The 11,922-nt window shown below is 64.5% G+C and carries 14 protein-coding genes; 4 read left to right on the plus strand and 10 right to left on the minus strand.

Features of this window, described 5'->3' with window-relative positions; genetic code table 11:
* Positions 1 to 57: 57 nt before the first annotated feature.
* Positions 58 to 1,572, minus strand: coding sequence for a B12-binding domain-containing radical SAM protein (locus OOT43_RS06305; protein WP_266023982.1), 1,515 nt, complete (start codon positions 1,570 to 1,572; stop codon positions 58 to 60).
* Between the two features lie 90 nt (positions 1,573 to 1,662).
* On the opposite strand from OOT43_RS06305, the gene OOT43_RS06310 reads away from it, so the two are divergent.
* Together OOT43_RS06310 and yjgA are read left to right on the plus strand one after the other, a co-directional pair.
* Positions 1,663 to 2,451, plus strand: a complete 789-nt coding sequence (locus tag OOT43_RS06310; RefSeq protein ID WP_266023983.1) for a M90 family metallopeptidase — start codon at positions 1,663 to 1,665, stop codon at positions 2,449 to 2,451.
* 38 nt (positions 2,452 to 2,489) lie between these two features.
* The gene (gene yjgA / locus OOT43_RS06315) at positions 2,490 to 3,038 is read left to right on the plus strand and encodes a ribosome biogenesis factor YjgA (RefSeq protein ID WP_266023984.1); all 549 of its coding nucleotides are present in this window, start codon (positions 2,490 to 2,492) and stop codon (positions 3,036 to 3,038) included.
* A gap of 1 nt (position 3,039) precedes the next feature.
* Here yjgA and OOT43_RS06320 read toward each other — a convergent pair whose 3' ends face one another.
* The 7 genes from OOT43_RS06320 to lptM form a co-directional block, all read right to left on the minus strand.
* On the minus strand, positions 3,040 to 3,333 hold the full coding sequence (locus tag OOT43_RS06320) for a DUF4389 domain-containing protein (protein ID WP_266023985.1): 294 nt from the start codon (positions 3,331 to 3,333) through the stop codon (positions 3,040 to 3,042).
* A gap of 25 nt (positions 3,334 to 3,358) precedes the next feature.
* The gene (locus tag OOT43_RS06325) at positions 3,359 to 4,390 is read right to left on the minus strand and encodes a DUF2333 family protein (protein ID WP_266023986.1); all 1,032 of its coding nucleotides are present in this window, start codon (positions 4,388 to 4,390) and stop codon (positions 3,359 to 3,361) included.
* 66 nt (positions 4,391 to 4,456) lie between these two features.
* Positions 4,457 to 5,371, minus strand: coding sequence for a tyrosine recombinase XerC (gene xerC, locus OOT43_RS06330; protein WP_266023987.1), 915 nt, complete (start codon positions 5,369 to 5,371; stop codon positions 4,457 to 4,459).
* A 7-nt stretch (positions 5,372 to 5,378) separates the two neighbouring features.
* Positions 5,379 to 6,083, minus strand: coding sequence for a DUF484 family protein (locus tag OOT43_RS06335; protein ID WP_266023988.1), 705 nt, complete (start codon positions 6,081 to 6,083; stop codon positions 5,379 to 5,381).
* Positions 6,080 to 6,907, minus strand: a complete 828-nt coding sequence (gene dapF, locus OOT43_RS06340; protein ID WP_317134054.1) for a diaminopimelate epimerase — start codon at positions 6,905 to 6,907, stop codon at positions 6,080 to 6,082. The genes OOT43_RS06335 and dapF overlap by 4 nt, the downstream gene beginning before the upstream one ends.
* A 9-nt stretch (positions 6,908 to 6,916) precedes the next feature.
* Positions 6,917 to 8,164, minus strand: a complete 1,248-nt coding sequence (lysA, locus tag OOT43_RS06345) for a diaminopimelate decarboxylase (RefSeq protein WP_266023989.1) — start codon at positions 8,162 to 8,164, stop codon at positions 6,917 to 6,919.
* A gap of 7 nt (positions 8,165 to 8,171) precedes the next feature.
* A complete protein-coding gene (lptM, locus tag OOT43_RS06350) occupies positions 8,172 to 8,300 on the minus strand; it encodes an LPS translocon maturation chaperone LptM (RefSeq protein WP_266023990.1) in 129 nt (42 codons plus the stop codon).
* A gap of 101 nt (positions 8,301 to 8,401) precedes the next feature.
* On the opposite strand from lptM, the gene mutY reads away from it, so the two are divergent.
* Together mutY and OOT43_RS06360 are read left to right on the plus strand one after the other, a co-directional pair.
* Positions 8,402 to 9,454, plus strand: a complete 1,053-nt coding sequence (gene mutY, locus OOT43_RS06355) for an A/G-specific adenine glycosylase (RefSeq protein WP_266023991.1) — start codon at positions 8,402 to 8,404, stop codon at positions 9,452 to 9,454.
* 14 nt (positions 9,455 to 9,468) lie between these two features.
* Positions 9,469 to 9,741, plus strand: coding sequence for an oxidative damage protection protein (locus tag OOT43_RS06360; RefSeq protein ID WP_266023992.1), 273 nt, complete (start codon positions 9,469 to 9,471; stop codon positions 9,739 to 9,741).
* 78 nt (positions 9,742 to 9,819) lie between these two features.
* Here OOT43_RS06360 and OOT43_RS06365 read toward each other — a convergent pair whose 3' ends face one another.
* A complete protein-coding gene (locus tag OOT43_RS06365; RefSeq protein ID WP_266023993.1) occupies positions 9,820 to 10,971 on the minus strand; it encodes a L,D-transpeptidase family protein in 1,152 nt (383 codons plus the stop codon).
* A gap of 9 nt (positions 10,972 to 10,980) precedes the next feature.
* Positions 10,981 to 11,916: a recombination-associated protein RdgC gene (gene rdgC / locus OOT43_RS06370; RefSeq protein WP_266023994.1), complete on the minus strand. Its 936-nt coding sequence runs from the start codon at positions 11,914 to 11,916 to the stop codon at positions 10,981 to 10,983.
* Positions 11,917 to 11,922: the final 6 nt, after the last annotated feature.

Here is an 11,922-nt window from a genome sequence, read left to right on the forward strand (position 1 = left end):
ACGCTTAATTGCGCACACGCTACGAGAGAACGACCGCGCATCCGCCCCGGAATTCCTTCAGCCACGGCCATGGCGCATCTGACGCCGGCTGCCTGCGTTTTCGACCCTGCGCGGCGTTTCGTCCGTCCGGCCATCGAGCAAGCAACGGGGGGTGCGTTTGGTACCGCTGGCCCGGAAATCCGCCGCCAGCGCCTCCCGCACCCGATCATCCTCTTCGCCACATTCTGCGCTCAGGAAATCGAAGACGAAATCGTACAAACGATCGAGCGCGATCTCGTGGGTCTTGCGCGTGCGGGCATACAGCCAGTCGGAAAAAGCCTGGAATCGGGCGAAAGGGATATCCCCCAGCAGGATCGGCCGGACCCGCTTGAAGCGTCCGGAGTTGCCTACCAAGTCCCAGTAGCGGGCAAAGCGGTTCAGGCGCTGCAGGGCCGCGAAATCCAGGACGTCGGTCCGGACCACGTTGTAAGGCGGATAGGGGTTGTAGCGCATGCCGCAGGATTCGCTATGGCGGTCGATCGGCGCGCCGCGCAGGCGCTTCAGGATGCCAACCTGGATCTCATGCGGGTCGAGGGCGACCAGGCGGTCGAAGCCGCGCGCGAAGCCCTCCAGCGTCTCGCCCGGCAGGCCGGCGATCAGATCGACGTGCAGATGAGCGTGGGTGTGCCGGCGCAGCCAGCGTAGATTGGCCTCGGTCGCGGCATTGTCCTGGCGGCGGCTGATGCGCGCCTGCACCTCCGGGTCGAAGCTCTGCACGCCGATTTCGAGCTGCAGGGCCCCCGGCGCGAACCGAGCCAGCGCCTCCTTCAGGCGATCCGGCAGATGGTCCGGAATGACCTCGAAATGCAGGAACAGTTCCGGGTCCGCCTTGTCCAGGAAGAATTCGAGGATGCGCAGGCTGGTGCCGATATGGAGATTGAAGGTGCGGTCGACGAACTTGAAATGCCGGGCCCCGCGCCGGTACAGGTCGTCCATGGCGGCGAGGAAGCGCTCGGGATCGAACGGCCAGGCCGTGCGGTCCAGCGCCGACAGGCAGAATTCGCACTTGAACGGGCAGCCGCGCGAGGCTTCGACGTAGATCAGCCGGTGGGCGATGTCGCGTTCGTCGTAATAGGCATAGGGCAGTTCCAGCCCGCGCAAGTCCGGAGTCTCGGCGCGGATGAAACGCCCGGCGGGCGGCGTGCCGCTCAGGATGTCCCGGCACAGACGGGGGAACGCCAGATCGCCGGGGCCGCCGACGATATAATCCGCCAGTCGGGCGATGGGCTGGTCCTCCCACTCGTGGCTGACCTCCGGCCCGCCGAGCACGACGACCAGCTCCGGCCTTACGGCCTTGAGCACAGCGACCAGCCGGGTGGTCTCTTCCACGTTCCAGATGTAGACGCCCAGCCCCACGATGCGCGGATTCAGCGCCAGCAGTTTCTCGGCGATCTCCGCGGGGCGATCGGTGATGATGAATTCGGCCAGCGCCGTCTCGGCCCGCAGCTCGCCCAGGTTGGCCAAAAGACAGCGCAGGCCGAGCGATGAGTGGATGAAACGCGCGTTGAGAGTGGACAAGACGATGGCCGACACGGCTTTGGGGATTCCTGACTTGCGGGGTCGACATTTTAATACAGGCGGAAGCAACACCTCCGCGCGGATGACACGGCGATAGTCCAAACCTTGCCAATCTTCAAATTTTTCCGGAATCTGCGCCGCCGCCGGGTTCTCCAACGATATCCGTTCGACCCGGCCGCCTTTCATGCCGCCATCGGCGAAGTGCCCCTGCTTGCCCGCTTGTCCGAAGGCGAGCGCGAGAACCTGCGCCTTTTGGCGACCCTGTTTCTCCGCGAAAAAAACTTCGAATCCTCAGGGAACCTGGACCTGACCGAAGCCATGAAGACCCGCATCGCCGCGCTGGCCTGCCTCCCCATTCTCCATCTCGACCTCGACTGGTACGCCGGCTGGAGCACCGTCATCGTGTTTCCCACGGAATTCGTGCGGCCGCGGGAGGCCATGGACGACATCGGCGTCATGCACGAATGGGAGGAAATCATCGGCGGCGAAGCCTGGGAGTTGGGACCGGTCATCCTGTCCTGGGCGGATGTGGAAGCCTCGGGGCGATGCGACGGCTACAACGTCATCATCCACGAAATGGCCCACAAGCTGGACATGCTGAACGGCCCATGCGACGGGTTTCCCCCGCTGCACCGGAACATGGCAGCTCCAGCCTGGTCGAAGGCGTTCACCCACGCTTTCGAAGATTTCAACACCCGGCTCGATCGGGGCGAACACACACTCATCGACCCTTACGCCGGCGAATCACCCTCGGAGTTTTTCGCCGTGTTGAGCGAATACTTCTTCGAACAGCCGGCCGTGGTGGAGAGCACATACCCCAACGTCTTCGCCCAGATGCGCCGGTTTTACCGGACCGACCCCCGGCAGTGCACGCATGCCCCCGTCATGGGGTAGGATTGCCGCCCCGAATTGAGATTACGAGAACATTACGAATGCAAGACGATTTCGACGACCTCGACGACTCCGCAGAGGAAGAAGGTTACGGCCGCCGCCGCAGCCACGCGAAAATGAAGCGCGAGAGCGCGGAACTGCTGGAACTGGGCCGGGAACTGGTCCTGCTGCCGCAGGAAAGGCTGGATCGGCTGGCGCTGCCGGAACAAGTCGCGGAGGCGGTCCGCCTGGGGAGGACCATCAGCGCACACGGCGCGCTGAAGCGCCAGATCAAGTACATCGGCAAGTTGCTCCGCCAGATCGACGCCGACCCGATCCGCAGCGCCCTGGACGACATGAAGAGCGACAGCGCAGTGGCAGCCAGGCGGCAGCACCGGATCGAACAATGGCGCGACCGCCTGATCGCCGAAGGCGACGAAGCCGTCAATGCGCTGGCGGGCGAGTTTCCCGGCGCGGACCGTCAGTTGTTCAGGAAGCTGGTCCGCGGAGCCCGGGAGGAACGGGAGCAGGCCAAACCTCCGCGCCATGCCCGCCAGTTGTTCCAGGAAATCCGCCACCTGCTGGCGGATGCGGCCGCAGCCCCAGAATGAACTAGCGGCCCTGCCCGGAAGGCCGATCCGCGCGCTCTCCGAACGGGAACGGCATGGCCTCGGTCTGGTAGGTGAGGAACAGCATGATCCGGTAAATGTATTCGGCCAATCTGGCGCCGCTCCTGACGGCATTGGGATTGACGCCGCCGGTGAACAGATGGCTCAGGAACTGGAAGGCGACGATGGCCCAGAACACGAACCGGACCGCCCCCAGCACCACCATGAAAAACACCATGAAGACCAGGCGTCGGCCGATCCCGGTGATCGCAGGACGTTCGAAAGTTTCGTCAGGCATAAATTCCCCTTTGCCGCAATGAATATCAGCCTTGCTGGAGCAGATTGCGCAGATCGATCGTCGCCGCGTTGGCGCGGGCAATGTAATTGGCCAGGGTCAGCGAATAATTGGCGAAGATGCCGAAACCGTCGCCGTTCAGGATGATCGGGCTCAGAAACGGCGCCTGACCGTCCTCCAGCTCGTGGATGATCGACTGCAGCGAAACCAACGCAGTCTTGTTGCCGAGGATGTCGCGAAAATCGAATTCGATGGCTTTGAGGACGTGGATTGCCGCCCAGCTGTATCCGCGGGCTTCGAAAAAGATGTCGTCGACGTTCCACCATGAGGTCTTGGTGACAACGCCCCGTCTCTCGTCCGCGCTCATCTGGCTCATGTCGCCCGCGCTCGCGCTGAGGCGGTTGGACAGGCTGCCCAGACGCTTTTCCAGGATTTCCAAATACTGTCGCAGATTATCGGCACGGGAGAAGAAGCTCGCCTCGCGCTTCATCAGCCGGGCCCGGTACCGCACCATGGCCTCGATCCCCTTCTGGTATTCCGACTCGGAGGAAGGCAACTGCCAGGATGTGTGATCGAAATAGAAGAACGGTTCCGCCTGGGCCAGATCCGGATCTTCCTTGGACTGGGACTGGGCGCGGGCGATGTGGTTGCGCAGGGCCGAGGTCGCGTCGCGCAGCGCGGTCAGCGCTCCGTACTCCCACATCGGCATGTTGTCCTCGAAAACGCCCGGCGGGAACATGTCGTTGACCAGGAATCCACCCGGCTTGTAGAGCAGGGTTTCGCCGATGTCGATGAGCGTGGTCGCATAGGTGTAGCCCAGCGGCAATTCGCGGGAATTCTTGACGCCCGCATCCTGAATGGCCGAAGCGAGCACATCGAACTCTTCCGGCTCTTCGCCCCAATACTCGGCGATCGCCAGGAAAACGCCCAGCACCAAAATCGTCAGCACGCCCACGGTCCACGCCAGGCCCTTCTCACGCATGGTGCGCGGATGGAACGCGCGGAGGATGCTGCCGAAGAAAGTCTTCAGCAGACCTGGACGTTTGGGTGACGCAGCCATGAGGAATCCTGTTGGGGTTGCCCGTCGCGGGAAGATGGGATTATATCCAAAAAACCCCGGGGAGGTTCAGGCTTTCCCGGCACGGTCGCGGCGTGCACGGGGGTGGGCCTGATCGTAGACGGCGGCCAGCCTCTGGAAATCGACGTGCGTGTAGATCTGTGTCGTGGCCAGCGTGGCATGGCCGAGCAGTTCCTGCACGGCCCGGAGATCGCTGCTGGCTTCCAGCATGTGACTGGCGAAGGAATGCCGCAGCATGTGGGGATGGACCCTCTCGGACAGCTTCAGCTTGCTGCGCCAGCGTTCCAGCCGCATTTCGACGGTGCGCGGCGCGATGCGCCTGCCCTGCCGGCTGAGAAACAGCGCCGGCTGCACCGCGCCGGTCCGCGGGCGGCGAACCTCCAGCCATACCCCGATGGCCTCGAGCGCTTTGGCACCGACCGGCACGTAGCGCGCCTTGCCGCCCTTGCCCTTGCGGACGAACACGCTGCCGGCGGCGAAATCGACGTCGGCGACATCCAGCCCAACCAGTTCGCTCAAGCGCAGGCCGGAGGAATAAAACAGCTCCCACATCGCCCTGTCGCGGGTTTCCAACCCGTCGTCGGCCGGCGCATCGAGCAGCCCGGCGATCGCGTCCACGTCGAGCAGGCGCGGCAGCCGGCGCCCGCTCTTGGGCGGACGCACGCCGCGCGCCGGGTTGGCCTCCAATATCCGTTTTTTCAGCAGATCGTCGAAAAATCCGCGAATGGCGGAAAGGCCGCGCTGGAGGCTTCGGGCCGACAAGTTGTCATCATGATGTCTGATGCCGACGTAGGCCCTGATCCTGGCCCCGTCGACGTCCGTCCAGCGAGCGACATTCGCCGACTCGCAGTAGGCCTGGAAGGCGCGGAGGTCCCGCCGGTAGGCCGCATGTGTGTGTCTGGAACCCCGGCGCGCCAACCGGGCCAGGTAGTCGTCGAGCTGCTCGAGGGACTCCGGCTCCACGGAGCTCTCAGCGCTCGCGGTCGATCAGGGCAACGAGGCGGGCGGCAACGACTTCGCCCATCTGCACCAGGAACAGATTGCCCATGTCCGGGCTGAAGCGGCCTGCGTCCAGGCTGCCTATCGCCAACAGCCCCTTGATCCCGGCATGGCAAAGCGGCACCAGGGCGCAGGACGCCACCTCGGGAGCATCGGCGCCGAATAGAAACTCCAGCAACGGCTCGGGCGGCGAACCGCACACCGGTTCGCAGGAGGCCAAAAGGGGTTCCAGCAGGATGCTCACGGCCGGATCCGGCATTACGTGCAGATCGCCTACCGCAGGATGCGAGACGGTGCGAAAAACCCTGACGGAGACGAAGTCGGCCTGGAACCCCTCGTGCAGGCTCCACTTCAGACCCGCCAGCATGTCACCCACCGAAGCGGCATCGAGCAGACTCAGCGTGAGCCGGTGAAAACGGACGAACAAGGCATCGTTCTCGCGGGCGATCCGGAGTATGTCGTTCAACTGTCCCTGCTGCTTCCGGTTCTGGCCGCGCAGCAGCTCGATCTGCCGCGCTACCAGCGAAACCGCCTCACCGCAGGGGTGGGGCAAATGCATGGCTTCCAGCAGATCGAGCTGATCGTGGAAAAACTCGGGGTGCTTCCACAGATAGTCCGCCACTTGGGATGCCGACAGATCGTCTTTGTCCGCGCGCTTCACCTTACCGAAATTCATGCTTCTATGCTCCCCTCGAACACGGTAACCGCCGGGCCGCTCATATGGACCGGCGTACCTCTCCCTTGCCAGCCGATCCGCAAGGTGCCGCCCGGAAGATCGATGCGCACGGGATCTTCCAGCGTCCCCTGCAGTATGCCGACGACGGCTGCGGCGCAAGCTCCGCTGCCGCAGGCCAGGGTTTCCCCCGTACCTCGTTCGTAAACCCTAAGGCGCGCATGATGCGGCTCCAGAACCTGCATGAAGCCGATGTTGGCGCGTTCGGGAAACAGCCGGTGCCGCTCCAGGGCGGCGCCGACTCGCGCCACCGGCGCTTCATCGACGTCGGGTACCGTGATCACCGCATGGGGATTGCCCATGGATACGGCGCCGAACACCCAGTCCACACCGTCAACGCTAACCGTGTAGCCCAGCCGCTCTTCGTCCGCCAACAGCGGCACCTGAGCCGGCAGGTGGCGCGGCACCCCCATCTCGACCCTGACTTCACCGCCCGCCTCCATCCGCAACACCATACGGCCGGAAGCAGTTTCCACCCGGATTTCGTCGCGGTCGATGAGTCCGTTGTCGCGGACGAAGCGGGCGAAACAGCGTGCGCCATTGCCGCATTGCGCAACCTCGCCGCCGTCGGCGTTGAAAATCCGGTAGCGGAAATCCACCTCGTCCGATGTCGGCGGCTCCACCAGCAGAATCTGGTCGCAGCCTATACCGTAATGCCGGTCGGCCAGCCGGCGCAATCCCGCCTCATCCAGGTCGACTGTCTGATGAATGGCATCGATCACCACGAAATCGTTGCCCAGCCCCTGCATCTTGGTGAAACGCAGCATGGCCGACCTCTACGGCAGCAGCCGCTCGGCGGCGAACAACTGGGCAATGGTCTCCCGTTCACGGATCAGGTGCACGGTGCCACCATCCACCAGGACTTCGGCCGGCCGCGGCCTGGAGTTGTAATTCGAACTCATGCTGAAACCGTAGGCGCCGGCGGAACGCACCGCCAGCAGGTCGCCCGGAACCAGCGCCAGATCCCGCGACTTGCCCAGGAAATCGCCGGTTTCGCAAACCGGTCCCACGATATCGTAGGTGTGCGGCTCCCGATCCGGGCACGGCGCCACCGGAACGATCTCCTGCCAGGCGCCGTACAGCGCCGGGCGCAGCAGGTCGTTCATCGCCGCGTCGACGATCGCGAAGCGCTTCGCCTGATTGGCTTTGAGATACTCCACCCGTGTCAGCAACAGACCGGCGTTGCCGGCGATCGCCCGGCCCGGCTCGATCAGGATTTCGAAATCGTGGCGGCCGAGCCGGGCGAAAAGCTGCTCGGCGTATTCCGTCGGATGCGGCGGATCCTCGTCGCGGTAGCGGATACCCAGGCCGCCGCCCAGATCCAGGTGGCGGATCGCGATGCCTTCGCTGCGCAACTGAGCGACGAGCGCCAGCACCCGGTCCAGTGCGTCGATGAACGGCATGGAACTGGTCAGTTGCGAGCCGATGTGACAGTCGATGCCGACGACTTCCAGATTCGGCATCCGCGCCGCGCGGCGGTATTGCGTGAGCGCCTCTTCGACTTCGATGCCGAACTTGTTCTCGCGCAGGCCGGTCGAGATGTAGGGGTGGGTGCCGGCGTCGACGTCCGGATTCACCCGCAACGATACCGGCGCCTTAACGCCGTACTCGCCAGCCAGCCGGTCGAGGCGGTCGAGTTCTTCGGCCACCTCGACGTTGAAGCAGCGGATACCGGCGTCCAGGGCGAGCGCCATCTCGTCCTCGCGCTTGCCGACGCCTGAGAACACGACCCTGGAAGGATCGCCACCCGCCGTCAGCACCCGCTCCAACTCGCCCGCCGACACGATGTCAAAGCCCGAACCCAGCCGCGCCAGGAGATTCAGGATGGCGATGTTGGAGTTGGCCTTCACCGCATAGCAGACCAGATGGGGGCAGCTTCCCAACGCACGGTCGAAGGCGTGCCAGTGGCGCTCCAGCGTGGCGCGGGAGTAAACGTAGCACGGCGTGCCATGGCGTTCGGCAATGGCAGACAGTGGCACGTCCTCCGCATGGAGGAGGCCGTCGCGATAATTGAAATGATCCATGGAACCTTCAGGATTTCTGCTTTTCGGTCCGCGCCGGCTCCCGGTCGGGGAGATACAACGGACCCTTCTGCCCGCAGGCGCCCAACAGCAAAGTCAGCGCCACGGCCAGCCAGAGTGCGGGATGATTCTTGCTCATACCGGATGGTCTTGCGAAAAGTGGGGAACGGGCTTGAAACACGTCCTGTAGGGCCGGCATTCTAATGCAAATACCGCCCCCTGTAACGATTCGTAACCTCCATGCCGTTCTCCAGCTTTCAGCAGGCCGTGCTCGACTGGTTCGATCTGCACGGACGCCACGACCTGCCCTGGCAGCGGCCCCGCACCCCCTATCGGGTGTGGATATCCGAAGTCATGCTGCAGCAGACCCGGGTCGCCACCGTCATCGGCTATTTCGAACGGTTCATGCGGCGGTTCCCCGACCTTCCGGATCTGGCAGCCGCGGACGTCGACGAGATCCTGGCGCTGTGGTCAGGCCTGGGGTATTACAGCCGCGCCCGCAATCTCCACCGCACCGCCCGTATCGTCGCCGAGCATCACGCTGGCGAACTGCCCGCCGACCTCGCCGGGTTGGCCGCTCTGCCCGGCATCGGCCGTTCCACGGCGGGCGCGATCCTGAGCCTGGGATTCGAGCGCCGGGCGGCGATCCTCGACGGCAACGTCCGCCGGGTGCTCGCGCGCCACCATGGGGTCGAAGGCTGGCCGGGAGAATCGAAAGTGGAGAAGGGGTTGTGGCAACTGAGTGAGGAACTGACGCCTTCGAAGCGCTGCGCGGACTACAACCAGGCGATGATGGACCTGGGCGCGATGGTCTGCACGCGCGGCTCGCCGGCCTGCGAAGCCTGCCCGCTGGCCGGGACCTGCATCGCCCGGCGGGACGGCCGGCAGACCGAACTGCCGGGGCCTCGCCGCGCGGGCCCGATACCCGTGCGTTCGACCTTCATGCTGCTGACGGTCGATCCGGACAAGCGGGTACGGCTGCAAAAACGTCCGCCCGCTGGAATCTGGGCGGGCCTGTGGGCATTTCCGGAATTCGACGGACTGGAGCAGATCGTCGCCTGGTGTGCGCTACACAGCATTCACTCCCGGCGGATTGAGCCCCTGCCGCCGCGCCGTCATACTTTCAGCCATTTTCATCTGGACTACACGCCGGTCGTCGTGCACTGCGATGCGCGCCGCACCGGCGTCGAAGAAACGGCGCAAGGCCTTTGGCACTCGCTAGGCGCCGAGATCGGGTTTGGCGTCCCGACGCCGGTCCGCCAGCTTCTGAACGAACTCGAACAACTCATCTGAACCCGGAGAACACCATGGCAAGACAGATCATTTGCGCAAAACTGGGCATCGAAGCCGAAGGGCTGGACGCTCCGCCGTTTCCTGGTACCCAGGGCCTGCGCATCTTCGAACACGTATCCAAGCAGGCCTGGCAGGACTGGCTCAAACTGCAGACCATGCTGATCAACGAACACCGCCTGACCCCGTTCGAAGCCAACGCCCGCAAGTTTCTTGAACAGGAGCGGGAGAAATTCCTGTTCGGCGAAGGCGCCGCCGCGCCGGAAGGCTACGTGCCGCCCAAGTCCTGACGGTCTTCGCGGCACTTCAAGAATCGAAAAAGGGCCGTTGGAAGACGGCCCTTTCCATTATCCGCAGAAGAAAGGCGGTCAGAAGAGGCTCTCGGTCGACGGGCGCTCCTCGGTTCCGTAAGAGGTGGAGGGCTCGCTCATCCTCGGTGCTTCGATCTGGGTTTCGTAGCGCGGCGCGGACGGCTCCTCCGTCACGGCTTCCGGAGCACGCTCGATTTGGCCGCGTGGCGGTTCCATGTCGCCCATCGGCGAATAAGGGGCTGCAGCCTCGAGCGGCGCGGCGCCGGACAGACTGATGCCGGTAGGAATTCCGGTGGGCTCCTCGACGGCCTTCTTCAACGCCGCCTCGTCGATGGTGACGGGATGGGTGGCGGTTTCCTTCTGGATCAGGCTCACCGCTTTGGCCATGAGGTCGGCGGAGCTCAGCCGGTCCTCGTCCAGCGATTCGCTCACTTCGATGTAGAGCGTATCGCCCCTCCAGCCCAGTTTGACCGGCTGGTTCACCAGGTTGACCGGCGTTCCGACGGCGACTTCGGGAAATAGCCTGGCGACGTCTTCCGGGTACATGCGGATGCAGCCGTGGGTGACCCGCATGCCGATGCCGTAGGACTTGTCCTGGTCGGTACCGTGGATGAGGTAGCCGGGCACGCCCAAACGCATGGCGAACTGGCCTAGGGGGTTGTTGGGTCCGGCCGGAACGACGTCGGGCAGGATTTCGCCGTTCTTGGCATGCTCGGCCTTGATCGAGGCGGGCGGGCGCCACACCGGGTCCTTCACCTTGGCCACCACCTTGGTCACGCCCAGCGGCGAGCGCCAGTCCATCCGGCCGATGCTGATGGGATAGGTGACCACCGTGGTCGCCTTGGCGCCCTTGCCCGCGCTGGGATAGAAGTACAGCCGCATCTCGGGGATGTTGACGACGATGCCGTTGCGCGGCGCGTTGGGGAGGATGAATTGCCGCGGCACCGTGACCTGGGTGCCAGTACCCGGCAGCCATCGGTCGACCTTGGGATTGGCCATCACGATCTCGTCCTGGCCTACGCTGTATTCCCTGGCGATGTCGATCAAGGTGTCTTCCTGGCTGGCCGGGACATACTTGGTCTGGCCGACCAGGTCCGAACCGTCGGCCGGCAAGGGCAGCACCTCGGCGGTGACCGCGGAAGACAGCAGCCCGCCCAGAGCTATCGCGGCGCACTGCCGCGCCAACAGGGTCATCCGATTCGCACTCATGAACTCTTCTCAGCTTGATTTGTCCGCCAACGCTTGTCCTTGGACGGCCTCGCCGCCGAAGAGTTCGACGAGCCGCGCCAGAAATTGTGACAGCTCCAGCGTCATGATGGCAAAGTCCGCATCGAAACGCTCCATTTCGTCAGCCGCGTCGATTTCCGCCGCCTGTTCCTGGATCACGTCCAGGAAACGCAGCTTCTTGATTCCCAGCGCATCGTCCAGGGTAAAGCTCAGACGGTCGTTCCAGCTCACCGCCAGCCGTACGACTTCCTTGCCCGCATCGATGTGATTGCGGATTTCCGGCGCCGACAGGTCCTGGCGGCGGCAGCGGACGATGCCGCCCTCCTCGTCCGGCGAGCGCAGTTCGCACTCGTCTTCGATGACGACGTCCGAAGGCAGGTCCTGTTCCAGCAGCCAGGCGGTCATCACCGCCGGCGGACGGCCCTGGGTCGCGACCGGCGCCACCGGCAGGGAGCCGAGGGTCTGCCGCAGCAAACTGACCAGTTCCTCCGCCTTCTTGGCGCTGGCGCTGTCCACCACCAGCCAGCCGCCGCGCGGGTCGATGTAGGCGTAGCTGCGCCGCGAGTGGCTGAAGGCGCGGGGCAGCAGGCTGTTGAACACCTCGTCGCGCAGGTCCCGGCGTTCCTTGCGTCCGACCGGCGTCCCGCGCCGCGCCTCGATCTCCTCCGCCCGATCCTCCAACGCCTCGTTCACCACCGAGGCGGGGAGGATTTTTTCTTCCTTGAGCAGTGAAACCATCAGATAGCCGCCGGCGGCATGCACCAGCGGCAGGTCGTCACGGCGCAGCGGCGGATGCCAGCCGGCGCTGGCCAGCTCCATGCTGCCGCAGGGCGCGAAGCGGCGTGCCTCGAGGGCTTCTTCCAGTTGTTCCGCGGTAAGAGCGAAGGCTTCGGTGAATCGGTAGAGGACGAGGTTCTTGAACCACATGGGCAG

Origin of the sequence: Methylococcus mesophilus, from assembly GCF_026247885.1 — a bacterium.
GTDB classification, from domain to species: Bacteria; Pseudomonadota; Gammaproteobacteria; order Methylococcales; family Methylococcaceae; genus Methylococcus; species Methylococcus mesophilus.

Excerpts from the sequence above, each read along its gene's own strand:
- OOT43_RS06360 (WP_266023992.1), top strand. The coding sequence starts at position 9,469 with ATGGCAAGACAGATCATTTGCGCAAAACTGGGCATCGAAGCCGAAGGG.
- lysA (WP_266023989.1), bottom strand. The coding sequence starts at position 8,164 with ATGGATCATTTCAATTATCGCGACGGCCTCCTCCATGCGGAGGACGTG.
- OOT43_RS06335 (WP_266023988.1), bottom strand. The coding sequence starts at position 6,083 with ATGAATTTCGGTAAGGTGAAGCGCGCGGACAAAGACGATCTGTCGGCA.
- OOT43_RS06320 (WP_266023985.1), bottom strand. The coding sequence starts at position 3,333 with ATGCCTGACGAAACTTTCGAACGTCCTGCGATCACCGGGATCGGCCGA.
- lptM (WP_266023990.1), bottom strand. The coding sequence starts at position 8,300 with ATGAGCAAGAATCATCCCGCACTCTGGCTGGCCGTGGCGCTGACTTTG.
- yjgA (WP_266023984.1), top strand. The coding sequence starts at position 2,490 with ATGCAAGACGATTTCGACGACCTCGACGACTCCGCAGAGGAAGAAGGT.
- OOT43_RS06325 (WP_266023986.1), bottom strand. The coding sequence starts at position 4,390 with ATGGCTGCGTCACCCAAACGTCCAGGTCTGCTGAAGACTTTCTTCGGC.
- rdgC (WP_266023994.1), bottom strand. The coding sequence starts at position 11,916 with ATGTGGTTCAAGAACCTCGTCCTCTACCGATTCACCGAAGCCTTCGCT.
- dapF (WP_317134054.1), bottom strand. The coding sequence starts at position 6,907 with ATGCTGCGTTTCACCAAGATGCAGGGGCTGGGCAACGATTTCGTGGTG.
- mutY (WP_266023991.1), top strand. The coding sequence starts at position 8,402 with ATGCCGTTCTCCAGCTTTCAGCAGGCCGTGCTCGACTGGTTCGATCTG.
- OOT43_RS06365 (WP_266023993.1), bottom strand. The coding sequence starts at position 10,971 with ATGAGTGCGAATCGGATGACCCTGTTGGCGCGGCAGTGCGCCGCGATA.